Origin of the sequence: Microbispora rosea (assembly GCF_900156315.1) — a bacterium.
Lineage (GTDB): Bacteria > Actinomycetota > Actinomycetes > Streptosporangiales > Streptosporangiaceae > Microbispora > Microbispora rosea.
In genome coordinates this window covers 51,097-76,905 of sequence record NZ_FTNI01000026.1, presented here as the reverse complement: position 1 = coordinate 76,905, position 25,809 = coordinate 51,097, and the positions used below count along the sequence as shown (strand labels likewise).

Annotated in this window: 26 protein-coding genes; 16 read left to right on the top strand and 10 right to left on the bottom strand. The window is 71.4% G+C overall.

The genetic code is table 11. From position 1 onward, the window contains the following. Positions 1-51: 51 nt before the first annotated feature. The gene (locus BXA11_RS30435) at positions 52-504 is read right to left on the bottom strand and encodes a Fur family transcriptional regulator (RefSeq protein WP_030506803.1); all 453 of its coding nucleotides are present in this window, start codon (positions 502-504) and stop codon (positions 52-54) included. A 109-nt stretch (positions 505-613) separates the two neighbouring features. Between BXA11_RS30435 and BXA11_RS30430 the strand changes: the two genes are divergently transcribed. Both BXA11_RS30430 and BXA11_RS30425 read left to right on the top strand, forming a co-directional pair. Continuing rightward, a complete protein-coding gene (locus tag BXA11_RS30430; protein WP_239104856.1) occupies positions 614-1,702 on the top strand; it encodes a CapA family protein in 1,089 nt (362 codons plus the stop codon). Positions 1,703-1,983: 281 nt separating this feature from the next. Further along, on the top strand, positions 1,984-2,553 hold the full coding sequence (locus BXA11_RS30425; RefSeq protein WP_308441012.1) for a TetR/AcrR family transcriptional regulator: 570 nt from the start codon (positions 1,984-1,986) through the stop codon (positions 2,551-2,553). Between the two features lie 47 nt (positions 2,554-2,600). Here the strand turns inward: BXA11_RS30425 and BXA11_RS30420 are convergent, their stop codons facing one another. Beyond that, a complete protein-coding gene (locus tag BXA11_RS30420) occupies positions 2,601-2,996 on the bottom strand; it encodes a hypothetical protein (protein ID WP_030506806.1) in 396 nt (131 codons plus the stop codon). A gap of 163 nt (positions 2,997-3,159) precedes the next feature. Between BXA11_RS30420 and BXA11_RS30415 the strand changes: the two genes are divergently transcribed. Continuing rightward, the gene (locus BXA11_RS30415; protein WP_204053519.1) at positions 3,160-3,699 is read left to right on the top strand and encodes a YfgM family protein; all 540 of its coding nucleotides are present in this window, start codon (positions 3,160-3,162) and stop codon (positions 3,697-3,699) included. Positions 3,700-3,915: 216 nt separating this feature from the next. Here the strand turns inward: BXA11_RS30415 and BXA11_RS30410 are convergent, their stop codons facing one another. The 7 genes from BXA11_RS30410 to BXA11_RS30380 form a co-directional block, all read right to left on the bottom strand. Next, complete coding sequence (locus BXA11_RS30410) at positions 3,916-5,199, bottom strand: hypothetical protein (RefSeq protein WP_143734598.1); 1,284 nt, start codon at positions 5,197-5,199, stop codon at positions 3,916-3,918. A gap of 160 nt (positions 5,200-5,359) precedes the next feature. Then, positions 5,360-7,951, bottom strand: a complete 2,592-nt coding sequence (gene clpB, locus BXA11_RS30405) for an ATP-dependent chaperone ClpB (RefSeq protein ID WP_076440024.1) — start codon at positions 7,949-7,951, stop codon at positions 5,360-5,362. 24 nt (positions 7,952-7,975) lie between these two features. Then, positions 7,976-8,323 carry a heat shock protein transcriptional repressor HspR gene (locus BXA11_RS30400; RefSeq protein WP_030506810.1) on the bottom strand — a complete coding sequence of 116 codons (348 nt, stop codon included), beginning with the start codon at positions 8,321-8,323 and terminating at the stop codon, positions 7,976-7,978. 4 nt (positions 8,324-8,327) lie between these two features. Continuing rightward, complete coding sequence (gene dnaJ / locus BXA11_RS30395) at positions 8,328-9,500, bottom strand: molecular chaperone DnaJ (protein ID WP_076440022.1); 1,173 nt, start codon at positions 9,498-9,500, stop codon at positions 8,328-8,330. 123 nt (positions 9,501-9,623) lie between these two features. After that, positions 9,624-10,232: a nucleotide exchange factor GrpE gene (gene grpE / locus BXA11_RS30390; protein ID WP_239104855.1), complete on the bottom strand. Its 609-nt coding sequence runs from the start codon at positions 10,230-10,232 to the stop codon at positions 9,624-9,626. Between the two features lie 32 nt (positions 10,233-10,264). Beyond that, positions 10,265-12,130 carry a molecular chaperone DnaK gene (dnaK, locus tag BXA11_RS30385; RefSeq protein ID WP_030506813.1) on the bottom strand — a complete coding sequence of 622 codons (1,866 nt, stop codon included), beginning with the start codon at positions 12,128-12,130 and terminating at the stop codon, positions 10,265-10,267. Between the two features lie 190 nt (positions 12,131-12,320). Next, complete coding sequence (locus tag BXA11_RS30380) at positions 12,321-12,797, bottom strand: RAD23 family protein (RefSeq protein WP_239104854.1); 477 nt, start codon at positions 12,795-12,797, stop codon at positions 12,321-12,323. A gap of 85 nt (positions 12,798-12,882) precedes the next feature. On the opposite strand from BXA11_RS30380, the gene BXA11_RS30375 reads away from it, so the two are divergent. Both BXA11_RS30375 and BXA11_RS30370 read left to right on the top strand, forming a co-directional pair. Beyond that, the gene (locus BXA11_RS30375; protein ID WP_204053517.1) at positions 12,883-13,611 is read left to right on the top strand and encodes an ABC transporter ATP-binding protein; all 729 of its coding nucleotides are present in this window, start codon (positions 12,883-12,885) and stop codon (positions 13,609-13,611) included. A 100-nt stretch (positions 13,612-13,711) separates the two neighbouring features. Continuing rightward, positions 13,712-14,446, top strand: coding sequence for an ABC transporter permease (locus BXA11_RS30370; RefSeq protein WP_030506816.1), 735 nt, complete (start codon positions 13,712-13,714; stop codon positions 14,444-14,446). Between the two features lie 36 nt (positions 14,447-14,482). On the opposite strand, the gene BXA11_RS30365 is transcribed toward BXA11_RS30370, so the two are convergent. Next, positions 14,483-15,439: an AraC family transcriptional regulator gene (locus BXA11_RS30365; RefSeq protein WP_076440019.1), complete on the bottom strand. Its 957-nt coding sequence runs from the start codon at positions 15,437-15,439 to the stop codon at positions 14,483-14,485. Between the two features lie 80 nt (positions 15,440-15,519). Here BXA11_RS30365 and BXA11_RS30360 point away from each other — a divergent pair, with 80 nt between their 5' ends. The 11 genes from BXA11_RS30360 to BXA11_RS30310 all read left to right on the top strand — a co-directional run bounded on the left by BXA11_RS30360 (position 15,520) and on the right by BXA11_RS30310 (position 25,653). Beyond that, on the top strand, positions 15,520-16,356 hold the full coding sequence (locus BXA11_RS30360; protein ID WP_076440017.1) for an NAD(P)H-binding protein: 837 nt from the start codon (positions 15,520-15,522) through the stop codon (positions 16,354-16,356). Positions 16,357-16,453: 97 nt separating this feature from the next. After that, positions 16,454-17,248 carry a pyrroline-5-carboxylate reductase gene (gene proC / locus BXA11_RS30355; protein WP_076440015.1) on the top strand — a complete coding sequence of 265 codons (795 nt, stop codon included), beginning with the start codon at positions 16,454-16,456 and terminating at the stop codon, positions 17,246-17,248. Positions 17,249-17,357: 109 nt separating this feature from the next. Then, positions 17,358-18,752 (top strand): efflux RND transporter periplasmic adaptor subunit, encoded by a 1,395-nt coding sequence (locus BXA11_RS30350; protein ID WP_076440013.1) that lies wholly within the window; start codon positions 17,358-17,360, stop codon positions 18,750-18,752. Between the two features lie 92 nt (positions 18,753-18,844). Next, on the top strand, positions 18,845-19,546 hold the full coding sequence (locus tag BXA11_RS30345; protein ID WP_076440011.1) for an ABC transporter ATP-binding protein: 702 nt from the start codon (positions 18,845-18,847) through the stop codon (positions 19,544-19,546). A gap of 10 nt (positions 19,547-19,556) precedes the next feature. Beyond that, positions 19,557-20,741, top strand: a complete 1,185-nt coding sequence (locus BXA11_RS30340) for an ABC transporter permease (protein WP_076440008.1) — start codon at positions 19,557-19,559, stop codon at positions 20,739-20,741. Positions 20,742-20,836: 95 nt separating this feature from the next. After that, on the top strand, positions 20,837-22,000 hold the full coding sequence (locus BXA11_RS30335) for an acetoin utilization protein AcuC (protein ID WP_076440006.1): 1,164 nt from the start codon (positions 20,837-20,839) through the stop codon (positions 21,998-22,000). 42 nt (positions 22,001-22,042) lie between these two features. Next, complete coding sequence (locus BXA11_RS30330) at positions 22,043-22,834, top strand: phosphatase (protein ID WP_076440004.1); 792 nt, start codon at positions 22,043-22,045, stop codon at positions 22,832-22,834. Between the two features lie 312 nt (positions 22,835-23,146). Further along, a complete protein-coding gene (locus BXA11_RS30325) occupies positions 23,147-23,350 on the top strand; it encodes a helix-turn-helix domain-containing protein (protein WP_030456159.1) in 204 nt (67 codons plus the stop codon). Positions 23,351-23,505: 155 nt separating this feature from the next. Then, positions 23,506-23,604, top strand: a complete 99-nt coding sequence (locus tag BXA11_RS30320) for a 30S ribosomal protein bS22 (RefSeq protein WP_018654693.1) — start codon at positions 23,506-23,508, stop codon at positions 23,602-23,604. A 71-nt stretch (positions 23,605-23,675) separates the two neighbouring features. Next, positions 23,676-24,728 (top strand): NAD-dependent epimerase/dehydratase family protein, encoded by a 1,053-nt coding sequence (locus BXA11_RS30315; RefSeq protein WP_030506825.1) that lies wholly within the window; start codon positions 23,676-23,678, stop codon positions 24,726-24,728. Positions 24,729-24,738: 10 nt separating this feature from the next. After that, a complete protein-coding gene (locus BXA11_RS30310) occupies positions 24,739-25,653 on the top strand; it encodes a lysophospholipid acyltransferase family protein (protein WP_081903357.1) in 915 nt (304 codons plus the stop codon). Positions 25,654-25,809: the final 156 nt, after the last annotated feature.

Genomic DNA, 25,809 nt, shown 5'->3' with positions numbered 1-25,809 from the left:
TCACTTCATTGGAACCGCGTGCGGAAACGACGGAAGCAGGGGGCGCGAGGCTCAGGCGTGGGCGGAGTGGGGCTGGGCGCTGCCGGTCTCGGCCCGGCACGGGGGGCACAGGCCCCAATAGATGACGTCCGCCTCGTCCACGAGGTAGCCGGCGTCCGACACCGGCTCCAGGCAGGGCGCGTGCCCCACCGCGCAGTCGACGTCGGTGACTCTGCCGCAGCTGCGGCAGACGAGGTGGTGGTGGTTGTCGCCCACCCGCGTCTCGTACCGCGTCGGGCTGCCCGCGGGCTCGATGCGGCGGAGCAGTCCACCGCGCTGCAACGCGTTCAGCGAGTCGTAGACGGCTTGCAGGGACACCTGGCCGACGCGATCGCACACTCCGCGATGGATGGCTTCCACGTCGAGGTGGTCGCCTCCATCCACGGTGTGCAATATCGCGAGCCGAGCCGCGGTCACCCGAAGTCCGGCCTGGCGAAGGCGCCCGGCGTCGTCCACAGCTCCCACGTTAGCAGCACACTTGAATGATTCAAGTAAAGGAACTCTCCCAGTTATTTGCCCTTGGATCTCCCCCGGGCTCCCCGGATGACGGCGGGAGATGGCATGCTCGGGTGCCGTGAGACGTCAGCCCCTCGCCCTGTCCCTGTTCGCTCTCCTCGCGGCCCCCCTCCTCGTCGCGGGGTGCAGCCCGGCGGAGAGTGAGCCCGTCCCCGGCGCGTCACAACCGGAGGTCAAGACCGCGACGCCGGCTCCCAAGCCGCAGCGACGCCCCTTCACGATCTCCTTCGCGGGTGACGTGCACTTCGAGGGCATCCTGCGCAACCGGCTCGACGCCGACCCGCGTACGGCGCTCGGCCCGATCGCCGCCGTGCTGCGCAGGTCCAATCTCACCGCCCTCAACCTCGAGACGGCCATCACCACCGCGGGCACGCCCGCGCCGGGCAAGCAGTTCACCTTCCGCGCCCCGGCCGCGGCGTTCACGGCTCTGAAGGCCGCCGGGGTGGACGTGGTCACGATGGCCAACAACCACGGCATGGACTACATGGAGAGCGGCCTGCGGGACACGCTCGCCGCGATCAGGTCCTCGAAGTTCCCCGTCATCGGCATCGGCGCGAACGAGACCGAGGCATACCGGCCCTATCGCAGAACGGTCAACGGCAACCGGGTGTCGATCATCGGTGCGACCCAGGTGCTCGACCAGCAGTTCATCCAGTCGTGGACCGCCTCCGGAGACAAGGCCGGGCTCGCGTCGGCGAAGAACGAGCCCCGCCTCCTGCGTGCCGTACGGCAGGCACGCAAGAACTCCGACACCGTCATCGTGTTCCTGCACTGGGGCACCGAGCTGGTCAAGTGCCCGACGCCGGTGCAGCGGAGCCTGGCGGACAAGCTGGTGGCCGCGGGAGCCGACGTCATCGTGGGCAGCCACGCGCACATCCTGCTGGGCGGCGGTTACTCCGGTGAGGCGTACGTGCATTACGGCCTGGGCAACTTCGCCTTCTACAACTGGGGCCCCGACACCGGGACGACCGGCGTGCTCACTTTGACGATCAATGGCAGGAAGGTGCTCAAGGACCAGTGGACCCCCGCGCGGATCAACGGCGGCGTGCCGATTCCCGTGACGGGTGGCGCCAAGCAGCAGGCGCTCGGCGCGTACCGCGCGTTGCGCGGCTGCACCGGCCTGTCGGCCGCACCCGCCGACTCCTGACGACGGCGCTACGGGATTCTTGCCGCAATTCAGACGACCGGTCGATAAGCGCTGACCACGGCGCGTGAAACAGGCAAGATGGGTGAGTGTCCAGCCGGTATGTGAAGGAAGCAGGCGGTCCCGCTTTCGCCGTCGAGCAGTGTGCTGCCGTTGAGACCTGTGCTGCCGCCGAAAAACGGGGCCATGGGAGTGGTGAGGGGATGTCGCCCCGCGCGTCACATCCCGGTGAGCCGCTGCGGCGGCGTCCTTCGCAGCGTCGCAGTGCCCGCCGAGTGGAGCGGATGCTCGACGCCTGCGCCGAGTTGCTCGACGAGGGCGGGTACGACGCGCTGACGACCACCCGGGTGGCCGAGCGGGCCGGAGTGGCGATCGGGTCGGTCTACCAGTTCTTCCCGGACAAGCGGGCGCTCAGCCAGGCCCTGACACGGCGCAACGTCGAGTTGTTCGTCGCGCGGGTCGGGCGTCGCTTCATGGTGGAGGACTACGCCGGCTGGTGGGACGCCGTCGGCGCCATCATCGACGAGTACGTCGAGATGCACCGCAGCGTTCCCGGGTTCCGCTCGCTGCACTTCGGCGAGGTCTTCGACCTCGACCTCCTCGACTCCGTGTCCGACAACAACACCGTGATCGCCGGGCGGCTGCGCGCGTTGCTGCTCGCTGAATTCGGACTGGCCGACAGCGAGGATTTGGATCGTGCCATCCTCGTCGCCGTCGAGGCCGGGGACGCGGTGCTGAAGCTCGCCTTCCGGCACGACCCGCACGGCGACCCCGGGATCGTGGACGAAGCCAAACAGCTCGTCCGCGGGTATCTGTCCCGCCAGCTCGCCTCCGCCGTCTCGCGGCGCGCCTGACGACACGCGCCCTCGCGGTGCGGGCCGTTCCCTATGGGCGGAGCGGCTCACTCGCGGGGGCGGTGCGGATCGCCCGGCGCCTGCGGGCCGGGTACGACGCGGGGGACGCCGATCGAGGGCCACCGCTCCGGTACGGTGCCCTGGACGTAGGCGGTGTTCTGCCACGACCTGGTGCGGGTGCGCGGCGGTATCGTCAGCTCCCGCGTGTCGTCCTCGTCCATCAGGCTCGGCTGTCTCTTCCCGGTCGCGCCGGTGCGGCATCGCAGCGTCGCCGCAGGCTCGACCCGCAGCTCCATCATCTGCAGCTTGGTCTGCAGCCGGGCCAGTTCGGCGCGGGCCTGGTCGAGCGCCTCGTACTGGGCCGTGACGAAGCCGGCGAAACCCGGAACCACGGCGGCGAGCACCGTTGTGGAGGCGAGAGTCAGAATCACCCGCTTGGACATGCTGTAACGCTCCTCGCCGAGCTTCGATTGGCACAGGCATGGTGCGATATGCCCGACTATCTGCTGGGAAAAGCGGATAGTAGTCAAACGTGTACTAATCGTTGCTTCGGCAATGCCTGGTGTTGTCCTGCGAAAACAGGCCGGGATCGGTAGCCTCGGCTCTGTGGCACATGTGACAAATGAGCAGGTGGACCGACTGCTCGAACAGGCTCTGCTGCTCGATGACCACGGTGCCCTCGCCCGCCGCCTCGACGCGCTGGCCCAGGGGTACGAATCGGGAGAGATGTCCAGGGCGGCGATCCTCGTGCTCTCCGCGGAGGAGTGGCGCTCGGCCGGTCAGCCCGCGACCGCCCTCGACCGATACCAGAGCGCCCTGGAGGACGGCGGGGAGGTGCCGGTGGACCCGCGGGCGGGAATCGCCGACACACTGTTCGAGCTCGACCGGCCCGAGGAGGCCAGGGCGGTGATCGCCGCGGTCAGGTCGGGGGACTGGAACCCGGCCACCGCGCTGACCGTCGCCGAGACGCTCATGGCGTACGGCGACCTCGACGCGGCGCACGAGTGGGCCACCGACGGCATTCGCGCATGCGGCACGACGGGGTCAGGCATCCGCGACTCGCTGCTGCGCACCCGCTATCGCATCCGGCTCGATCTCGGCCTGCCCGAGGACGACCTCGACGCCCTCCTCGACGTCTCCCGCTGAGTCCTCCCCGCATCCCGGCTTCGGGGCCGCGGGTCACAGCGGTCACGTACGCCGGCCGGTGTGAGGGCATGTGAAAAGGGGCCGTGCGTCACGGCCCCTTGGTCACGCTGTCTTCTCGAACTCGCCCGGCGAACCACTCCTCGTGCGGCCCGGTCGCCGAACCCGGGCCGCCGGCCGCAAGGCCGCCGTCATACGCGTCGTACGGCGGATCGGGGGTTACGGCAGAAGCTTCTTGCCGGTCGCGGCGGCGAAATCGGTCACCGCGCGGGTGTCCGTCGCCTTGGTGAGGGCGGCCGGGGCGGTGATGTCGCCGACCTGCTGGTGCGAGGCCGCCTTGGGGTACACGCGCGGCCGCAGCCGCGGCACGTGCCGGCCGTCCGCGACGTCGGGCTCCACGCCCATGCCGGTCCCCTGCCCGCGCGCGGCGTCGTCCCGCTGACGCTTGTCCTTGGTTCCCTTCTTGCGCTCGCCCTCGGCCAGGGCGGTGTTGCGCGTGCCGGGCATGGGACGTCCGGCCTGACCCGCCTGATTGGCGCCCTGGGCGGGAGCCGCGACGCCGGGCTGCTTGTGGGGGTGGTGCGCCTTGCGGTGGCGGCGGTCCTTCACCGGGAAGGTCTTCGTGCTCTGCTCCTGGCCCGAGGCGCCGCTCTGCGAACTGGTGCTGTTGGACACGCCCTGGGGCGCGAGAGCGCCCTGTGCGCCCTGGTTCCGCGCATCCGGCCTCTGGCCCGGCTTCTGCGTCCCCGGCTTCTGCGCCGCCCGGCCCTGGGCGGAGTCGCCCCGGGTCGCCGCGCCCGCCGACTCGTCCTGCGGCTTGGGATGCCGGTGGCTCTTCTTCGAATTCCCCTGCGCGAGGGGGTGCTCCCGCTCCCGGGCGGCCGGCGCGGTCCGCAGCGCCTGCGGCGCGCAGGCGTTCGCGGTGCTGGGCTTGGCAGGGGCGACGGCCAGGAGGGGCACGGTGCTCCTGACCGGGAACAGGGTCTTGGCGTCGGCCCCGGGAACGGCGGGCGCGCGGCGCGGCTCGGCGACGGCCGTGGCGCCGGCCACGGCGTTGTGCACCGGCGCGGAGACCGCCTTCGCGGGCGCCGAGAGGGTCGTGGCGTCGGCGGGAAGCGTCTTCGCGGCGCCCGCCGGTGCGGGCAGCGCCGCTGTGGCGCCGGGAACGCTGGGAACACCGGGAACGGCGGGAGCGGCCTTGGCGGCACCGGATGCCGTGCCCGGCAGCGTACGGGGGCCGGGCACGGCCGGCAGCGCCGAGGGCCCCGGGATGGTCCGGGCGACCGTGGCCGAGCCGGTGGGAAGCGAGTCGTGCCCCTGCCCGGCTGCCGCTCCGGCCGCGTCGGCGATGCTCAGCACGCCCGCCGCCGGAAGGGTGGTCAGTCCTCCCGTGAGGTCGCGGCCGATGGCGTCGTGGCCGGTGACGTCGCGGGTTTGGGCCCGGCAGGCGTCGGCCAGCGCGCCGTCCTTCGCCATCGCCGGGCCCCCGGTGAGCCAGCTCACCCCGGCAGTGACCGCCGCAAGCGCGACGCACCGCCCTCGAATACTTCGTGATGTCCTGGACATCCACGTCCCCCTGATCGCGTACGGTAGTCCGACGAACGCCGAACGTAGCAGCGAGAGGAAAGGGCGGGGCGCGCTTGCCCCAATGGTGGGGAAGACCTTACCGAGAGGGCCGGATCGTCAGCGTGTCACCTGCCTCGTCAATATCGACGATTACCTCGTCGCCGTCCCGGATGGCCCCCGACAGCAGCTCCTTGGCGAGCTTGTCGCCGATGGCCGACTGGATCAGGCGGCGCAGCGGGCGCGCGCCGTACAGCGGGTCGTAGCCGGTCAGCGCGAGCCAGTCGCGGGCGGCCGCGGTGACGGTCAGCTTCAGACGGCGGTCGGACAGGCGCTGGGCGAGCCGGGCGACCTGCAGGTCCACGATCTGCGACAGCTCCTCGGTGCCGAGCGCGTCGAACACGATGATGTCGTCGAGCCGGTTGAGGAACTCGGGCTTGAACGACGCCCGCACCGCGTTCATCACCGCCTCGTGCTTGGCCTCGTTCTCCATCGTGGGGTCCACGAGGAACTGCGAGCCGATGTTCGAGGTGAGGATCAGGATCGTGTTGCGGAAGTCGACCGTGCGGCCCTGCCCGTCGGTGAGCCGGCCGTCGTCGAGCACCTGCAGCAGGATGTCGAAGACCTCGGGATGGGCCTTCTCGATCTCGTCGAGCAGCACCACGGTGTAGGGCCTGCGCCGCACGGCCTCGGTGAGCTGGCCGCCCTCCTCGTAGCCGACGTATCCGGGCGGTGCGCCGACCAGCCGGGCCACGCTGTGCTTCTCGCTGTACTCGCTCATGTCGATGCGGGTCATGGCCCGCTCGTCGTCGAACAGGAATTCGGCGAGCGCCTTGGCCAGCTCGGTCTTGCCGACGCCGGTGGGGCCGAGGAAGAGGAACGAGCCGGTCGGCCGATCGGGGTCGGAGATGCCGGCCCTGGCCCGTCGCACGGCGTCCGAGACGGCCTGGACGGCCTGCTGCTGGCCGATCAGGCGCCTGCCCAGCTCGTCCTCCATGCGCAGCAGCTTGGCGGTCTCGCCCTCCAGCAGCCGGCCCGCCGGGATGCCCGTCCACGAGGAGATGACCTCGGCGATGTCGTCGGGCCCGACCTCCTCCTTCACCATCGGCTCGGCCTCGGCCTCCGCCTTCTCGGCCGCCTTGGTGGCCTCGGCCAGTTCCTTCTCCAGCCGCGGCACATCGCCGTACATGAGACGGGAGGCCGCCTCGAAGTCGCCGTCGCGCTGGGCCCGCTCGGCCGCGCCGCGCGCCTCGTCGAGCTGCTTCTTCAGCTCGCCGACCTTGTTGAGCCCGGCCTTCTCGTGCTCCCAGCGGCTGACCAGGGCGTTGAGGTCCTCCTGGCGGTTGGCCAGCTCCTCGCGGAGCTTCTCCAGACGCTGCCGGCTGGCCTCGTCGGTCTCCTTGGCGAGCGCGAGCTCCTCCATCTTCAGCCGGTCCACGATCCGCTGGAGCTGGTCGATCTCCACCGGACGCGAGTCGATCTCCATGCGCAGCCGCGACATCGACTCGTCCACCAGGTCGATGGCCTTGTCGGGGAGGAACCGCGCGGTGATGTAGCGGTCGGAGAGCGTCGCGGCGGCGACCAGGGCGCTGTCGGAGATCTGCACCTGGTGGTGCGCCTCGTAGCGGCCCTTGAGCCCGCGCAGGATCGCGATCGTGTCCTCGACCGTCGGCTCGCCGACGTAGACCTGCTGGAACCGCCGCTCCAGGGCCGGGTCCTTCTCGATGCGCTCGCGATACTCGTCGAGCGTGGTGGCGCCGATCATGCGCAGCTCGCCGCGGGCCAGCATGGGCTTGAGCATGTTGCCGGCGTCCATCGCGCCCTCGGCGGCGCCCGCGCCGACCAGCGTGTGCAGCTCGTCGATGAACGTGACGATCTGGCCGTTGCTCTCCTTGATCTCGTTGAGCACGGCCTTGAGGCGCTCCTCGAACTCGCCGCGGTATTTGGCGCCCGCGACCATCGCGCCGAGGTCGAGCGCGACCAGGCGCTTGTTGCGCAGGCTCTCGGGCACGTCGCCCGCGACGATCCGCTGGGCGAGGCCCTCGACCACGGCGGTCTTGCCGACGCCGGGCTCGCCGATCAGCACGGGGTTGTTCTTGGTGCGCCGCGACAGCACCTGGATGACCCGGCGGATCTCGCTGTCGCGCCCGATCACCGGGTCGAGCTTGCCGGAACGCGCCCGCTCGGTGAGGTCGACGCCGTACTTCTCCAGCGCCTGGTAGGTGTCCTCGGGGGTCTCGCTGGTCACCCTCCCGTGCCCGCGGACCTTCTCGAACGCCTCCAGCAGCGCGTTGGGGGTGGCGCCCGCGGCCTTGAGCAGGTCGGCGACCTGCCCGCCGTCGGTGGCCAGCCCGACGAGCAGGTGCTCGGTCGAGACGTACTCGTCCTCAAGCTGCTTGGCCCGCTGCGCCGCGGTGTTGAGCACGGTCAGCAGCTGGCGTGAGCTGGACGGCGCGCTCACGGTGGAGCCCTGCGCCTTCGGAAGCCGGTCGAGCAGGTCCTCGGCCTGGGCACGCAGGTGCCGGGGGTCCGCGCCGACGGCCTGCAGCAGCGAACCGGCGATGCCGCCGTTCTGCGCGAGCAGGGTCGTCAGCAGGTGCGCGGGCGCGACCTCGGGGTTGCCGTCGGCCGCGGCACGCCGGACGGCCGCGGACAGGGCCTCCTGGCTCTTCTGGGTGAACTTGTAGTCCATATGTGAATGCCTCGTTTCCGCCGATCAGGCAGGTGGCAGTTCGTAGCGGACCAGTGCCCGCAACATCGTGAGCTCACCCCTGAGCCGGGTGACCTCCTCGTGCAGGCGCATGTTCTCGGTTTCGAGTTCGAGGATGCGCTTGATGCCGGCGAGGTTGATGCCGTGCTCCTGGGAGAGCCGCTGGACCTCGCGCAGAAGCACGATGTCCCTTGTCGAGTACAGCCGCCCCCTCCCCGCCGTACGGCCGGGGCTCACGAGCCCGAGCCGGTCGTACTGGCGGAGCGTCTGCGGGTGCAGCCCGGACAGCTGGGCGGCTACGGAGATCACATAGACGGGGGTGTCGTCGGAGATGTCGAAAAACCTGGCATCCATCGGCTCACTCGCTTCTGGCCTGCTTGATCAGCTCTTCGCGAAGGTCCTGGCCCTCCGTGGCGTTCCTGAACTCCTCAAGGGCCGCGCGGGCCTTGTCGTCGAGGGTCTGGGGCACCGTGACCTGGACGGTGACCAGCAGGTCGCCCTTCGTGCCGTCCTTGCGGGGGGCCCCACGGCCACGCACCCGGAACGTCCGCCCGTTGGGCGTTCCCTCCGGGATGCGCAGGGTCACCGGCATCCCCCGGAGCGTCGGCACCTTGATCTCGGCGCCGAGCGCGGCCTCGGGGAAGGTGACGGGGACGGTGACGGTCAGGTTCTCCCCGCTGCGCCCGAACACGGGGTGCGGCTTGACGTGGACCAGCACGTAGAGATCCCCGGCCGGGCCGCCGTTCTCGCCGGGCGCGCCCTTGCCCTTGATCCTGATGCGCTGGCCGTCGCCGACCCCGGCCGGGATGCGGGCCTGGATCGTACGGGTGCTCTTGCCGCGCCCGCTGCCCTCGCAGACGGGGCAGGGGTCGTCGACCACCAGGCCCCGGCCGCGGCAGTCGCGGCACGGCTCGGAGAAGGCGAAGTTGCCGAGGTTGCGGCTGGCCGCCCCGGTTCCCTCGCAGGTCGGGCAGACCCGTGGCGTGGTGCCCGCCTTCGCCCCCGTGCCGCCGCAGGCGGTGCAGGCGGCGGAACTGGTGAGCCGGAGGGACACGGTGGTGCCGTCGACCGCCTCGCCGAAGGCGAGCGTCACCTCCGACTCGACGTCCTGGCCGCGCCGTGGCCGGGCAGTGGTCGTGCGCGTGCCCGCTCCGCCCCGGTTGAACAACCCCCCGAACAGGTCCCCGATCCGCTCGCTCGACCCCGAGCCGCCGAACAGGTCGCCGAGGTCGAAGTTGAAGCCGCCGCCGGCGCCGCGCGGGCCCCCCGCTCCCGCGAAGCCGCCGACGCCCGATCCGAAGAGCGTGCGCGCCTCGTCGTACTCCTTGCGCCGCTTGACGTCGGAGAGCACGTCGTACGCCTCGGAGACCTCCTTGAACTTCTCCTCGGTCTCCTTGTTCCCCGGGTTGGCGTCGGGGTGGTACTTGCGGGCGAGCTTGCGGTACGCCTTCTTGATCTCTTCGGCGCTCGCGGTCTTGGGCACACCAAGGACGGCGTAGTAGTCCTTTTCCAAGTAGTCCTTGGTGCTCATCTATCGCTTCCTTCGCACGAAAGGGGAGTGAATCGGTGTTCCGCGCAGGCCCCCGTGGCTGTCGTCACGGGCGCCCTCGCGGGTCTCTCCCGATCTTCGCCGATCGGGAGAGACCCCGCGGTCTTAGTTCGCGTCCGGTTCGCCGGACTCACCGGAGCCGGCCGCCGTCTCCTCCGGCGCCGCGGCATCCTCGCTCGGCTCCGCGACCGCCACGCGGGCGGCCCGCAGGATCCGGTCGTTGATCCGGTAGCCCGGCTGGAGGATCTCGACGCACGTCGGCTCGGTCACCTCCGCCGAGTAGCTGTGCAGCAGGGCCTCGTGCACGGTCGGGTCGAAGGGGTCGCCCTTCACGCCGTACGCGGTCAGGCCCAGCTTGCCGACGGCCGCCTCCAGCGACTCGCTCACCTTCGCGAACCCGCCGGTGAGCTCGCCGTGGTCACGGGCGCGGCCGATGTCGTCGAGCACCGGCAGCAGCTCGGTGAGCACGCTCGCGACGGCCTGTTCCCTGACGGCGATCCGGTCGCGCTCGACCCGCTTGCGGTAGTTGCTGAACTCCGCCTGGAGCCGCTGCAGGTCGGCGGTGCGCTCGGCGAGCAGGTCCTTCGCGGACCCCGAGGCGGGCGCCGCCGCCGTCTGCGTGCCCTGGTCTCCGGGGGCGGCCTCGGGGGCGTCCCCGGCGGCCTCGCGAGCCTTGCCGGTCTCCGGGTCGATCTTGCGGTTGTCGCGGATCACCGGCTCCTCCTCGGAACCGCTCTCACGCGGGCTCACTTGTGGCCGCCCTCCCGCTCGTCGTCGACGATCTCGGCCTCGACCACGTCCTCGTCGGCCTTCGCCTGGGCGCCCTCCGCGTCCGCGCCGGCCGGGGCGCCCTCGGCGCCGGCCTGCGACTGGGCGTAGATGGCCGAGCCCATCTTCTGGCTGACCGTGGCGAGCTTCTCGGCGGCGGTGCGGATGGCGGGGATGTCGGTGCCCTCCAGCGCCTTCTTCAGCTCGGCGAGCGAGTCGTTGACCTCCGTCTTCACGTCGGCCGGGACCTTCTCGTCGTTCTCGCGGAGGAACTTCTCCGTCTGGTAGGCCAGCGAGTCCGCGTTGTTGCGGACCTCGGCCTCGTCGCGGCGCCGCTTGTCCTCCTCGGCGTAGGACTCCGCCTCGCGCATCATGCGCTCGATGTCGTCCTTGCCCAGGGCCGAGCCGCCGGTGATGGTCATCGACTGCTCCTTGCCCGTGCCGAGGTCCTTCGCGGACACGTTCACGATGCCGTTGGCGTCGATGTCGAAGGTGACCTCGATCTGCGGGATTCCGCGCGGGGCCGGCGCGATGCCGGTCAGCTCGAAGGTGGCCAGCTTCTTGTTGTACGCCGCGATCTCGCGCTCGCCCTGGTAGACCTGGATCTGCACCGACGGCTGGTTGTCCTCGGCCGTGGTGAAGACCTCCGAGCGCTTGGTCGGGATCGTCGTGTTGCGCTCGATGATCTTGGTGAAGATCCCGCCCTTGGTCTCGATGCCCAGGCTGAGCGGGGTGACGTCGAGCAGCAGGACGTCCTTGACCTCGCCCTTGAGGACACCGGCCTGGAGCGCGGCGCCGATGGCGACGACCTCGTCCGGGTTCACGCCCTTGTTGGGCTCCTTGCCGCCCGTCAGCTCCTTGACCAGCTCGGACACGGCCGGCATGCGGGTGGAGCCGCCGACCAGGACCACGTGGGCGATGTCGGCGATCTTGATCCCCGCGTCCTTGATGACCTGGTGGAAGGGGCCCTTGCATCGCTCGAGCAGGTCGGCGGTGATCCGCTGGAACTCCGCCCGGGTCAGCTTCTCCTCCAGGTGCAGCGGACCCTCGGAGGAGGCGGTGATGTAGGGCAGGTTGATCGTGGTCTCGGTCTGGGCCGACAGCTCGATCTTGGCCTTCTCGGCCGCCTCGCGCAGGCGCTGGAGGGCCATCTTGTCCTTGGCCAGGTCCACGCCGTGCGCGTTCTTGAAACGGGTCACCAGTTCGTCGACGACCCGCTGGTCCCAGTCGTCGCCGCCGAGGTTGTTGTCACCGCTGGTGGCCTTGACCTCGACGAACCCGTGCCCGTCCTCCTGGCCGACGTCGAGCAGGGACACGTCGAAGGTGCCGCCGCCGAGGTCGAAGACCAGGATGGTCTGGTCCTTCTCCTTGTCGAGGCCGTAGGCCAGGGCCGCGGAGGTGGGCTCGTTGATGATGCGCAGCACGTTGAGGCCCGCGATCTGGCCGGCCTCCTTGGTGGCCTGCCGCTGGGCGTCGTTGAAGTACGCCGGAACGGTGATGACCGCGTCGTTGATCTTCTCGCCCAGGTACGCCTCCGCGTCCTGCTTGAGCTTCTGCAGGACGAACGCGCTGATCTGCTGGGGCGTGAACTTCTTGCCGTCGATCTCGATCGACCAGTTCGTGCCCATGTGGCGCTTGACCGAGCGGATGGTCCTGTCGACGTTGGTCACCGCCTGCCGCTTGGCGACCTCGCCGACGAGAACCTCGCCGTTCTTCGCGAACGCGACCACGGACGGCGTGGTCCGCGAGCCCTGAGCGTTCGCGATGACCGTGGGCTCGCCGCCCTCGAGGATCGAGACGACAGAGTTGGTCGTCCCCAGGTCGATACCTACCGCACGTGCCATGAGTACGTCCTTGTAGTCAAAGTTGAGTCGGTCAGACTCAAATACTAGCCCCGCCGAGGGGTCTGTCAAACGTCTTGAGTCTATGGGGCTCAACCCTGGAGCGCGCGGATTTCATCCCGTCATCGCGAACTTGTGTGGACGGTCCTCTCTGCCCCGTCCGGGACGGACATGCCGGGCGGGGGAACGTGATCTATTTCGCCCCGTCCACGACCTTCCGGCCGTCGAGGGGGGCCTTGAGGTGCACCTTCGTGCTCTTCATGATCGCGATCTCGATGCAGACGGCGTCGGGTGAACGCCGGTCCTGCCCCTCGTACAGGGTGACGGTGACCTCGCGCGCGGTCTCGGTCACCTCGACCCGGTCGAGCACGTTGCAGGGCTCCACTCCGGACCACCACACGACGTCGAGGGACCTGCCGTCCCCTGTGGGGGTGGCGCTCTCCCACGGCACCTTGTGCGGGTTCAGCGTGGGGCCGGCGGGCGTCACGGGAGACGGAGTGCCGCTCGGCACGCCGGACGGGCCGACCGGCGAGGCGGGTGCGGACGAGCCGTGATCGGCTCCGGTGCCGGAGGGGGAGGCCTCGGGCTGCTCGGGTGAGGCCGAGGTGGAGGAGGTCCCTCCGCAGGCGACCGCCAGGAACAGGAGGGCCACGAGCCAGAGCTTTCTCATGCCCCTTACACGGCTGCGAGGAGCCTGTGGTTCGACCGGCCGCTCGAGCGTTGACGCGCCCGTTTCGCGGGTCTAATTTCATCACATGATGAATTTATCGGGTCCCGCGATCGCCGTACGGGATCTGCGGGTGGTCCGGGGCGGGGCGGAGGTCCTCCACGGCCTGACCTTCGAGGTGCCCCGAGGGCAGGTCACCGGCCTGCTCGGGCCGAGCGGCTGCGGCAAGACGACGCTCATGCGGGCGGTCGTGGGCGTACAGATCGTGTCCGGCGGCGAGGTGAGCGTGCTCGGCGAACCCGCGGGGAGCGCGGGCCTGCGCCGCAGGATCGGCTACTCGACGCAGAGCCCGGCGGTCTACCGGGACCTGACCGTGCTGGAGAACCTGCGCTACTTCGCCGCCGTGCTCGGCGCGCCGAAGGACGACCCCGAGCGGGTGCTCGCGGAGGTGGGGCTCGCCGGCGCCGCCGGCCGGCTCGCGTCCACCCTCTCGGGCGGTCAGCTGGGCCGCGCCGGGCTCGCCGCGGCCCTGCTCGGCCGTCCGGAGCTGCTCGTGCTGGACGAGCCGACGGTCGGGCTCGACCCCGTGCTGCGGCAGGAGCTGTGGACGCTCTTCCACCGCCTGGCGGAGGGCGGCACCACGATCCTGGTCTCCAGCCACGTCATGGACGAGGCCGCGCGGTGCGAGCGGCTGATCGTGCTGCGTCAGGGGGAGATCCTCGCCGACGACACCCCGGACGCCCTGCGCGCGCGCACGCGTACGACCGACCTGGAGGAGGCGTTCCTGCGCCTGATCGAGGAAAGGGCGGCGGCGTGAGCGAGCGCAGCGAGCGAATCGACAGGCACAGCGTCCGGCGCGGTGTTCGCCTGCGTGCCTCCGGCACGACCCCACTCCGAACCGAAGGCGAGGAGGCGGCATGAGTCTCGCGATCACCCTCGCCACGGCCAGGCGGATCATGACCCAGCTCCGCCACGATCGTCGGACGGTCGCGCTCATGGTCCTGGTGCCGACGCTGGTGATGATCCTGCTCTACTACGTGATGGACGACGAGCGCGCGTTCGGCCACTGGGCGCCGATCCTGCTGTGCGTCTTCCCCTTCCTGGTGATGTTCCTCATCACCTCGATCGCGACCCTGCGCGAGCGCACGTCGGGCACGCTGGAGCGCCTCATGGCGATGCCGCTCGGCCGGCTCGACCTCCTCCTCGGCTACGGCCTCGCGTTCGGGCTGGCGGCGTGTGCCCAGGTGGCGCTGGCGCTGGCCGTCTCCCTCACCTGGCTGGGCATGGACCTGCCCGGCCCGCTGTGGCCGCTGGTGCTCGTCGCCCTGCTCAACGCCCTGCTCGGCACCGCGCTCGGCCTGCTGTGCAGCGCGTTCGCCCGTACGGAGTTCCAGGCCGTGCAGTTCATGCCGATCGTGATGATCCCCCAGATCCTGCTCGGCGGAATCCTCGTGCCGCGCGGGCAGATGGCGACCCTGCTGGAATGGATCTCGGACGTGCTGCCCATGTCGTACGCGATCGAGGCGATGGCGCACGCGGTCGCGGACGCCGACCCGGGCGGCGAGTTCTGGCGCGACGTCGTCGTGGTGGCGGGGTCGGCCGTGCTGGCCCTTCTGCTCGGCGCCGCCACGCTGCGCCGCCGAACCTCCTGACCGAATCCCCTGAGCGCCGCCGCCGCACGCCCTGGCTCAGCGCGTCCGGCGGCGCCAGGCCGAGGGGCTGACGCCGTGGGCACGCTTGAACGCCACACTGAACGCGAACGCGTCCCCGTAGCCGACCTCGCGGGCCACGGCGGCGACGGTGGCGTCGGTGTCGCTGAGCAGATCGGCTCCCAGAGTCATCCGCCAGCCGGTGAGGTAGGTGAGCGGGGGCTCGCCCACCATGCTCCTGAAGCGCGCGGCGAAGGCGGCGCGGGACATGCCGGCCCCGGCGGCCAGCTCGGCGACCGTCCACCGATGAGCGGGACGCTCGTGCAGCAGGCGCAGCGCCTCGCCGGCGACGGGATCGGCCAGCGCCCGGTGCCAGGAGGGGACCGAAGCCCCCGGTCCGCCGCACCAGGCCCGCAACGCCAGCACGAGCACGAGGTCGAGCAGCCGGTGGAGGACGGCGTCCTGGCCGGGTTCGTCGCGGGCGACCTCGGCGGCGAGCAGATCCAGGGCCGCCCGGGTGCGCGGCTGGGCCGGCACGACCGCCAGCGCCGGCAGCATGCCCAGCAGCCGGACGCCGGCCTCGCCGCGCAGTTCGCAGGCGCCCCTGAGCATGATCGTGGCCCCGGGCAGGCCGTCGCCGTAGGTGCGCGGGCCAAGACTCCGCTGCACCCCGGCCATCGCCCCGGCCGCCGCCACGCCGTCGCCGACGAGGAGTTTCCTGCTCCCGTGGATCACGGCCTGCGGCGGGGTGGACGGATCGTCGGCGATCGTGTGCGGGTGGGCGCCGCCGATGAGGGCGATGTCACCCGGGGCCAGGCGCACCGGCGCGACGCCGGCGTCGTCGAGCCGGACCGACGCGTGGCCGCCGAGCGCGGCCACGACCGTGAGAGGAGGGGCGCCGGTGAAGGCCAGCGCCCACGGCGGACGCTGAATCAACTGCCTGACCAGCGCGTTCCTGGCATGAGCCCGGTGGAGCAGATCGCTCAGCACGTCCATGCCGTCACGCTAGACGATCACAAATGAATGAGGGACGTTCTCCCATGGATTGTCTTGGCTACCCCCGGTTTCCTTGAGGCATGGAGAAGATCCTCGTTCTCGGCGGCACCGGCAAGACCGGTCGCCGCGTCGTCCGGCGCCTGAAGGCCGCCGGTAAGCAGGCCCGTACGGCATCCCGCACCGGAGAGGACGTCCTGTTCGATTGGGGCAGGCCGGAGACCTGGGCGCCCGCGCTCGACGGGGCCGCCGCCGTCTACATCGTCGAGCCCGACCTGCGGCCGGGCCTGGACCGCCGGGCGCGCGTCCCCGCTCTCGTCGCCGAGGCGGTGGCCGCAGGCGCGCGGCGGCTGGTCCTGCTGTCCGCCCACGGCGTGGGCGAGGCCGGTGACGACCACCCGCTGAAGTCCGCGGAGCAGGCCGTGCGCGACTCGGGCGTCGGCTGGACCATCCTGCGGCCCGACTGGTTCTCGCAGAACTTCAGCGAGGCCTTCTGGCGGCAGGGGATCGTCTCCGGGACCCTGGCCCTGCCCACCGGCGACGGGCGCACCCCGTTCGTCGACGCCGAGGACATCGCCGAGGTCGCCGCGGCGGCGCTGACCGAGGAGCGCCACAGCGGCCGGATCCATTACCTGACCGGCCCGCGGGCCATCGCCTTCGAAGAGGCGGCCGAGCTCATCGGCAGGGCCACGGGACGCACGATCCGGCACGTCGACGTGGACCCCGAGGCCTTCGTGGAACGCCAGGTCGCGAACGGCGTCCCGTCTGACGCCGCGCGGCTGCTCACCGGTCTCCTCGTGGACATCCGCGACGGGCGGGGCGCCGAGCCCTGCGACGGCGTGGAACGCGCCCTCGGCCGGCCGCCCCGGCGGTTCGAGGACTACGTCGCCGAGACCGCCGCCGCAGGCCACTGGAACTGACCCTGCCGGCCACGCCGCGGCGCAGCGCATTCGGCTCCGTTCCGCGGGGTCGGTAAGCTGCGGGGAGATCCCGGCGAAGCCCAGAAGAGGTGCAGGAATGATCGCGATTCTCGGGACAGGAAAGATGGGCGAGGCCCTGCTCTCCGGGCTGGTACGCGCCGGTCTGCGGCCGGATGAGATCGTGGCGACGGCCCGCAGGCCCGAGCGGGCCGAGGCGCTGCGCGAGCGGTACGGCGTGCGCGTCGCGGGCAACGCCGAGGCCGCCAAGCTTGCCGACACGCTGATCCTCGCGGTGAAGCCGCAGGACATGAGCGCGCTGCTGACCGAGATCTCCCCGCATGTGGCGGTCGACCGGCTGGTGATCTCGGTGGCCGCCGGCATCACGACCGCGTTCGTGGAGGCGAGGCTCGGGGACGGCGTGGCGGTCGTCCGCGTCATGTCCAACACGCCCGTCCTGGTGGACGAGGCCATGAGCGTCATCTCGGCCGGGGCGCACGCCTCGGAGGAGCATCTGAAGCGCACCGAGGAACTGCTCAGCCCGGTGGGCAAGGTGCTGCGCATCCCCGAGTCGCAGCAGGACGCCGCCACCGCGCTGTCCGGCAGCGGCCCGGCGTACTTCTTCTACCTGGTCGAGGCCATGGTCGACGCCGGGATCCTGCTGGGCATGCCGCGCGCCGCGGCCCTCGACATGGTCACCCAGTCGATCGTCGGCGCCGCGATCATGCTGCGCGACTCGGGGGAGCACCCGGTGATCCTGCGCGAGGCGGTGACCTCGCCGGGAGGCACCACGATCTCCGCCATCGCCGAGCTGGAGCGCCACAAGGTGCGGGCCGCGTTCCTCGACGCGATCGAGGCGGCCTGCGAGCGCAGCCGCCGTCTCGCCGGCGGCTGACGGAAGGCGCTCGCCCCGGTTCGGGGACGGTTGCCCCGGTTGCCGCACTTTGCCCTGTGCCGACCGGGGTTCCCGAGACGGGAGATGACCACCGCTTTACGATTGGCGGGTGACGTGTCGTCGCGGGGTCGTCCCGCTTCTCGCCGTCCTGCTGGCCGCCGGATGCACGTCCTCGGAACCCCAGAAGCCCCCGGTGGCCCTGGTGACGAGAACCACCGTCAGCGAGGTCGTCGAGGCCCCGGCGACGGTGGGCGCGCGTGCGACCGCCACCCTGACCGCTCCCGCGTCCGGCACGGTCGCCCGCCTGTACGTCCAGGACGGCGACACGGTGAAGAAGGGCCAAATCCTCGCCAGGATCGGCTCTCCGCAGGCCAGGCAGCAGCTTTCCGCCGCGCGCGAGGCCGACCGGCAGGCCGCCCGCCCGGTCTCCTTCGGCGGCGCGGGCGGCGCTCCGGTGAGCGTACGGCTGCCGCGCCCGCGGCTGCCGGGCTCGCTCGACGCGCACGTCGCCCGGTCGTTCGCCGAGGCCAGGAAGGCGGCCAGGTCGATCGGCGACCGCGCGGCCAGAGCCCGGCTGCTGGCCGCCATCGACGCCGCCGAGAAGCGCCAGCGGGCCCAGCGGCGGGCGCTCGGCGAGGTGCTCGACGGACTGGCCCGCTCGCTCGACCGGACGCTGTCACAGATGAGCGGCCGGGTGAGCGCGGGGATGAGCGGGCTGAGCGCGTCCATGGCGTCCCTGCGGGCCGCGTCGAGGTCGCAGACCAAGGCGGCCGTGCGCGCGGCCGAGCAGACCGTGGACGCCCTGGTCGTCAGGGCGCCGTTCGGCGGCGTGGTCACGCTCGGCGGCGCGTCCTCCGCCGCGGGCGGGGCCGGTCTCGGCGCGCTGGTCTCGCAGCTGCCGGCCGGCCTGGCGAGCCAGGCGGGAGCCGCCGCCGCCCCCGCTGGCCGTTCCGGCGGGACGATCGCCACCGGAGTCCCGGTCGCCGCCGGGGACCCGATCGTCACGGTGACCGACGTGTCGGTGCTCACGTTGTCGGCCGACGTGGACGAGACCGACGTGCTGCTGGTGCGCAGGGGCACGCCGGCCGAGGTCGAGTTCGACGCGGTGACCGGCGCGACGTACACCGGCAGCGTGACGGGCGTGGGGGTCACCCCCAAGGAGGGCGCGACCGGCGGGGTCAGCTATCCCGTACGGCTGCGCCTGGGCCGCGGCGCCTACGACGACGGCGGCGCGGCCCCCGCGCCCAAGCCGGGGATGAGCGCCGTGGTGCGGCTGGCCGTACGCCGCTCGGAGAACGCCACGGCCGTGCCCGCGTCGGCGATCGTGACGAGCGGCAGGGAGACGATCGTGTGGGCGGTGCGTGACGGCAGAGCCGAGCGGCGGGTCGTCCGGCTGGGCGCGCAGGGTGACGCGGTCGTGGAGATCCTCAGCGGGGTGTCCCCCGGTGAGCGGGTGGTCGTCAAGGGCGCCGACGCCGTACGCCCCGGCCAGTCGCTGTCGTGAGCCACGACGAGCGTGCCGACGGGCCGGTGACATCGGCGACACCCGCGACACCCGCGACACCCGCGACACCCGCGACACCCGCGACGCCTGCGATGCCGGAGGCGACCGGCACATCCGTCCCGGCGTTCGAGGCGATCGGCCTCACCCGCTCCTACCGGCTGGACGGCGGAGTGCTGGTCGACGCGCTGCGCGGGGTGAGCCTGCGCATCGGGCAGGGGGAGTTCGCGGCGATCGTGGGCCCGTCCGGCTCGGGCAAGTCCACGCTCATGCACCTGCTCGGCTGCCTCGACCGGCCGACCTCCGGCACGCTGCGGGTGAACGGCGTGGACGTGGCGACGCTCGACGACGCCCGGCTGGCCGATCTGCGCAACCGCACGATCGGCTTCGTGTTCCAGTCCTTTCACCTGCTGGCCCGCACGTCCGCGCTCGACAACGTGGCGCTGCCGCTGGTCTATCGGGGCGTGTCCCGCGCCGGGCGCAGGGAGCGGGCCAAGGCGGCGCTGGAGGCGGTCGGGCTCGGCCACCGGCTCACGCACCGGCCGTCGCAGATGTCCGGCGGCGAGCAGCAGCGGGTGGCGATCGCCCGGGCCCTGGTGGGCGATCCCCGGGTGCTGCTGGCCGACGAGCCGACGGGCAACCTCGACACCCGCAACGGCGAGGAGGTGATGGGCCTGCTCGAACGGCTCAACGAGGGCGGCGTGGCCGTCGTCCTCGTCACCCACGACGCCGACGTCGCGGCCCGGGCCCGCCGCCAGATCCACGTACGCGACGGCCGGATCGAGCGCGACACATGAGGACGGCGTCATGAGGACGGCCGAGGCGCTGCGCATGGCGGTGGAGGCGCTGCGGGTCAACCGGCTGCGCAGCATGCTGACCATGCTCGGCGTGATCATCGGCGTGCTCTCGGTCGTGATCCTCGTCGCCATCGGCACGGGAGCCAAGAACGCCGTCGAGAAGGAGATCGCGGGGCTCGGCAGCAACATCATCCTCGTGGTCCCCGGACAGGTGGGGCTGGGCGCGGCCCCCACCCAGAGCCGCCTCGACCTGTCGGACGTCGCGTACGTGCGCCGCGTGGTCGGCGATCCGTCGAAGGTGACGGTCGCGGTGAACTCCGGCGAGCCGGTGCGGGTGGGCCGCGTGGAGGTGTTCGCCACGCTCACCGGGACCGACGAGAACATGCCCCATGTCTTCGACCGGCCGCTGCGCCGGGGCCGCTATCTCACCGAGACCGACGTGGACACGCGGCGGCGCGTGGTGATCCTCGGCTCGGAGGTCGCGGCCAAGCTGTTCGGGGACGTCGATCCGATCGGCCGCCAGGTCACGATCGCCGGGGTGCGGTTCCGCGTGATCGGCGTCTACGAGACCGTCGGATCCACGTTCGGGGTGGCGCGGGACCAGGAGGTGCATCTGCCGGTCACCACCGCCCAGCGGCTGATCGGGCTGCCGAGGATCAACGGCATCGCCGTCGGCGCCTCCGGCCCTGACGAGATCGAACCGCTGCGGCAGCGGGTCGTGGCCGCCCTGGCCGCCCGCTACCCGGGCGAGACGTTCTCGGCCGTCACCCAGACCCAGCTCCTCGGCACGATCGGCACGGTCCTCGGCATGCTCACCGGCGTGCTGGCCGCCATCGCGGGGATCTCCCTGCTGGTCGGGGGCGTCGGGGTGTCCAACATCATGCTGGTCGGCGTCAGGGAGCGCACCAAGGAGATCGGCCTGCGTAAGGCGCTCGGCGCGCGCGGCCGCGACATCCTCGGCCAGTTCCTGATCGAGGCCGTGCTGCTGACCACGATCGGCGGGGTGATCGGCATCCTGACCGGGGTCGGCGGTGCGCTGCTGATCCAGGCGGTCTCGCCGGTGCCCGCGTCGATCACCTGGTGGTCGATCGTGCTCGCCTTCGGGGTCTCCGCGGCCGTCGGCGTCTTCTTCGGCGTCGCCCCCGCCCGGCGGGCGGCCAGGCTCGATCCCGTCGTCGCGCTGCGTACGGACTGATCGGGGCATGGACTGATCGCGCGGGTGACGCCCGCGTGATCGGCGACGACTGCCCGAGCGACGGCGTCCGGGGGCCGGTGCGATAGCGTCACGGCATGAGTCAGGCGGTGCGGGTCGTCTGGGACGACGCTCTGGTTTCTTACGACTTCGGGCCCGGCCATCCGCTCGCGCCCGTACGCGTGGAGCTCACCATGGCGCTCGCCCGCGACCTGGGCGTGCTCGACGGCGCCGAGATGACCGGGTGCGTCCCCGCCACCGAGGACGAGATCGCCCTGGTGCACAACCGGGACTACATCGAGGCGGTCAAGAACGTCTCCAAGGACGGCCGCCCCGACCTGCGCTACGGGCTCGGCACCGAGGACAACCCCGCCTTCAGGGGCGTCCACGAGGCGTCGGCCCTGGTCACCGGTGCCTCGCTGGCCGCCGCCAGGGCGGTGTGGACGGGTGAGGCCGAGCACGCGGTCAACGTCGCGGGCGGTCTGCATCACGCCATGCCCGGCGCCGCCAGCGGCTTCTGCGTCTACAACGACCCGGCGGTCGCCATCGCGTGGCTGCTGTCGCAGGGCGCGACGAGGATCGCGTACGTGGACGTGGACGTGCACCACGGCGACGGCGTGCAGGCGGCGTTCTACGACGATCCGAGGGTGCTCACGATCAGCCTGCACGAGAGCCCGCGCACGCTGTTTCCCGGCACCGGCTTCCCGCAGGAGACCGGCGCGGACGGCACCGCGGTGAACGTGGCGCTGCCGGCCGGATGCGGCGACACCGGGTGGCTGCGCGCCTTCCACGCGGTGGTCCCGCCGCTGCTGCACGCCTTCGCGCCGCAGATCCTGGTCACCCAGCAGGGCTGCGACAGTCACGCTCTCGACCCGCTGGCCCATCTCATGCTGAGCCTGGACGGGCAGCGCACGGCGTACGCCGCGCTGCACCGGCTGGCCCACGAGACCGCCGGCGGCCGCTGGATCGCGATGGGCGGCGGGGGATACGAACTCGTCCAGGTCGTGCCGCGGGCGTGGACGCATCTGATGGCCGAGGCGCTGGGGCGCCCCGTCGAGCCGTCGACCGCCACACCGGCGACATGGCGGACGTACGTGCGGGAGCGCACCGGGGAGATACCACCCCTGACCATGACAGACGGGCGTCACCCGCAATGGCGCGACATTTCGGAAGGGTACGATCCAGCCGACGCCGTCGACCGGGCCGTCATCGCGACGAGGAAGGCGGTGTTCCCCTTCCACGGCCTGGACCCCATGCCCTGAGAAGTACGGAATCTTGCCGAGCCGAGGAGCGCTGTACCTGTCGTGACCGCACCACCCTCCAGAACGCCCTCCCGAGCCGAACTGCGCGAGCACCTCGTCAGGACCGCCATCGCGGGTGACGTGGCGACCAGCCGCGAGAACAACCTCGATCACTACCGGTCGCTCGCGCTGCGCGACCCGCACTACCTCTTCGGGCTCACCTTCGAGGGCGAGTGGTCCTACCCCGACGTGCTGGCGCTCATGTCCGAAAAGGTGGGGGTGACCGCCGACCCCGGCCATCGCGAGGGCGCCGACACCATCGACCCCGAGCGGACCATCGACGCCGTGGAGGAGATGGGCGAGCGGATCGCCAAGGTGCTGCGGCGCGCTGCGCCCCGGATCGTGCTCGCCACCGGGCATCCGACCGGTCTGCTCACCGTCCACCTCGCGCTGGCGCGGTTCCTCGCGGAGAACGGGGCGACCCTGCTCTTCCCGGCCGAGGGGTGGGCGTACGTCGGCGGCCTCGGCCGCCGCAGGCAGATCCGCTACCTCGACGGGGTGGCGATGCTGGAGGACCGGGGCACCTTCGTGCACACGCACGAGGCGGCGCCGATGGAGGCGATGCTCGCCGATGAGCGGCCCGACTTCGTGATCGCCGATCACGGCTGGGCGGGGGCCGCGGGCGAGGCCGGGGTCGAGACCGTGGGCTTCGCCGACAGCAACGACCCCGCGCTGTTCGTGGGCGAGGCCGAGGGCAAGATCGCCGTCGCCGTTCCCCTGGATGACAATGTGCTGCCGCGCTTCTACGCTCCGTTGACGGCGTACCTGCTCGCCCGGGTCGCCCGCAGCCTCTGACTCCCCTTCCGGACCTCCCAAACCGGGCATTTCGCGCCCGCTTTTGCGCCTCTGTGTCGGCCGTTTGCCAACTTTTTCGTGTGCCTGGGCGACTCTAATGTGAGAGAAGTTGGTCCGTTCCAAGATTGAGGCGAGGGGCACGATCTGGCTGCTGCCAGCGACTTTCCCGACTCTGAGGGCACACGACTCCGTTGATTGACGGAATGAGGGGTTTGCCTACTCGGAGTCCGGACTTACGCTGACGGCAGTACACGTGCGTGAGCAATGGCACCAGTGGGGATAACCCGGAAACACGTGCGGAAGAGGCGTCCGATGGGTGCAGGCGAAAGACCTCTCAGCGAGGTGAAGTTCTTGACGGTGGCCGAGGTGGCGACCGTCATGCGGGTGTCCAAGATGACCGTGTACCGGCTCGTGCACTCCGGAGAGTTACCGGCCATCCGTGTCGGCCGGTCCTTCAGAGTGCCAGAGCAGGCGGTCCACGACTACTTGCGAGACGCGTTCATCGAAGCAGGGTGAACCGCGCAGGCGACCACGCTTGACGGCGGCGTGGCCGACTCCCGGTCGACGCGGGGTCCCCCGGGGGAGCGATCTACCACGGATCGCCGGTAGTCTGTTGAGCCGGTGTGCGCTCGCGCGCCGGTTAGACAGTCACACCTTCACCTGGGGGTCCCGTGGGCTCTGTGATCAAGAAGCGCCGCAAGCGTATGGCCAAGAAGAAGCACCGCAAGCTGCTGAAGAAGACCCGCATCCAGCGGCGTAACAAGAAGTAGCCGAGACGGAGCGCGCACCGGTCCTCAGGGGCCGGGCGACCGTGAACACGCACACCCCCGGCGAGGCGTCGATGACTCGTACTGTGCTGGTCACCGGTGTCTCCGGTCACATCGGCGCTCGTGTGGCGCTCGCGCTCGCGGCCGACCCGGAGATCGACCGGGTCATCGGCGTGGACACGGCGCCGCCGCCATCCCCTGCCGGGGAGGACGGCGCGGTGCTCGGCCGCACCGAGTTCGTCCGGGTCGCGTTGCGCAGTCCCGACCTTGTCAAGGTCATCAGGGACGCCGACGTCGACACCGTCGTGCACCTCAGCCTGGTCAGCGGCCCCGGTGGCAGCGGCCGGGCGAGCGGATCGGGCGGCGGCCGGCCGGCCATGAAGGAGCACAACGTCATCGGGACGATGCAGCTGCTCGCGGCCTGCCAGCGCTCCGCCACGGTGCGCCGGGTGGTCGTGCGGTCCACCACGGCCGTGTACGGCTCCTCGCCGCACGCTCCCGCCGTGTTCACGGAGGACACCGAGCCCGTCGAGGTGTCGCACTCCGGGTACGCCAGGGACGCCACCGAGGTCGAGACGTACGTGCGGGGCTTCGCCCGGCGCAGGCCCGATGTGACGACGACGACGCTGCGGTTCGCCACTCTCATGGGGCCGGGCGTCGACTCGCCGCTGACCGGCTATTTCTCGCAGCCGGTGCTGCCCACCGTGCTCGGCTTCGATCCCCGGCTGCAGTTCGTGCACGAGGACGACGCCGTCGAGGTGCTGTGCCGTACGGCGCGGGCCGATCACCCGGGCGTGTTCAACGTCGCGGGCGACGGCGTCCTGCTGCTGTCGCAGTGCGCGCGGCGCACCGGCCGGCCGGTGATCCCTATGCCGTCCCCCGCCTTCCGCTTCGTCAGCGGGCTCGCCCGGGGCGCGCGGCTGGTGGACTTCTCGCCCGAGCAGCTCGCGCTCATGAGCCACGGCCGGGCGGTGGACACCACCAGGCTCGCCGCCGAGCTCGGCTGGCGGCCGAAATACAGCACGGCCGCGGCCTTCGACGACTTCCTCAGATCGCGCGGCGGCCCCGGTGACCTGCCTCGTGCCCTGGTCGACTGGCTGGCCGACTTCGTCCGGCCGATCTCGTGACGGGACGTTGATGGACGATTTCCAGGGCCGGCGCACGGACGGCAGCACGAACGAGAGCACGAACGAGAGCAGGGACGGGAGCGCGGCCGACGATCGGCTCGCCGAGCTGTTCGCGTTCCTGAGGCGCAGGATCACCGGCGATTACGAGGTCGACGAGTTCGGCTTCGATCCCGAGCTCAACGAGAAGGTGCTGCTGGAGGCGCTGCGCCCGCTCTACCGGCGCTGGTTCAGGGCCGAGGCCCTCGGGCTCGGCAACGTGCCGGCCGACAGCGGCGCGCTGATCGTGGCCAACCACTCGGGCACGCTGCCCGTGGACGCGTTGATGCTGCAGGTGGCGGTGCACGACGAGCTGAGCAGGCCGCTGCGCCTGCTCGGGGCGCACCTGGTCTATCAGCTTCCCGTGCTCGGGCACCTGGCCCGCAAGTCCGGGCACACGCTCGCCTGTCCCGAGGACGCCGACCGGCTGCTGCGCAAGGGCGAGGTCGTCGGCGTCTTCCCCGAGGGGTTCAAGGGCATCGGCAAGCCGTTCTCCGAGCGTTACCGGCTCCAGCGGTTCGGCCGGGGCGGGTTCGTGGCGTCGGCGATCAGGGCCGGTGTGCCCATCGTCCCGTGCGCCATCGTGGGGGCGGAGGAGATCTACCCCAAGGTCGGCGACCTTCCCGCGCTCGCCCGGCTGCTCGGCCTGCCCTACCTGCCGATCACGCCGCTGTTTCCCTGGCTCGGGCCGCTCGGCCTGCTTCCGCTGCCGTCCAAGTGGCTGATCGAGTTCGGCGAGCCGATCAGGACCGACGAGTACGCCCCGGAGGAGGCCGACGACCCCATGCTGGTCTTCGACCTGACCGACCACATCAGGGAGACCATGCAACGGCAGCTCGACGCGCTGCGGCTGCGCCGGGGCCCCGCGTTTCCCCCGATCGTGATGTGACGTCGCCCTGCGGGAAGCGTGTTGGGCATCGGGTCCCCCGTACGGATCCCCGGTGCCGGGCACATGATCGGTTTCGAACGTCCCGGACTGGTGAACCGCGAGCTGGCCGCCCTGATCGAGCGGGCCGCGCCGGACCTCACGCCGGGCCGGTCGAAG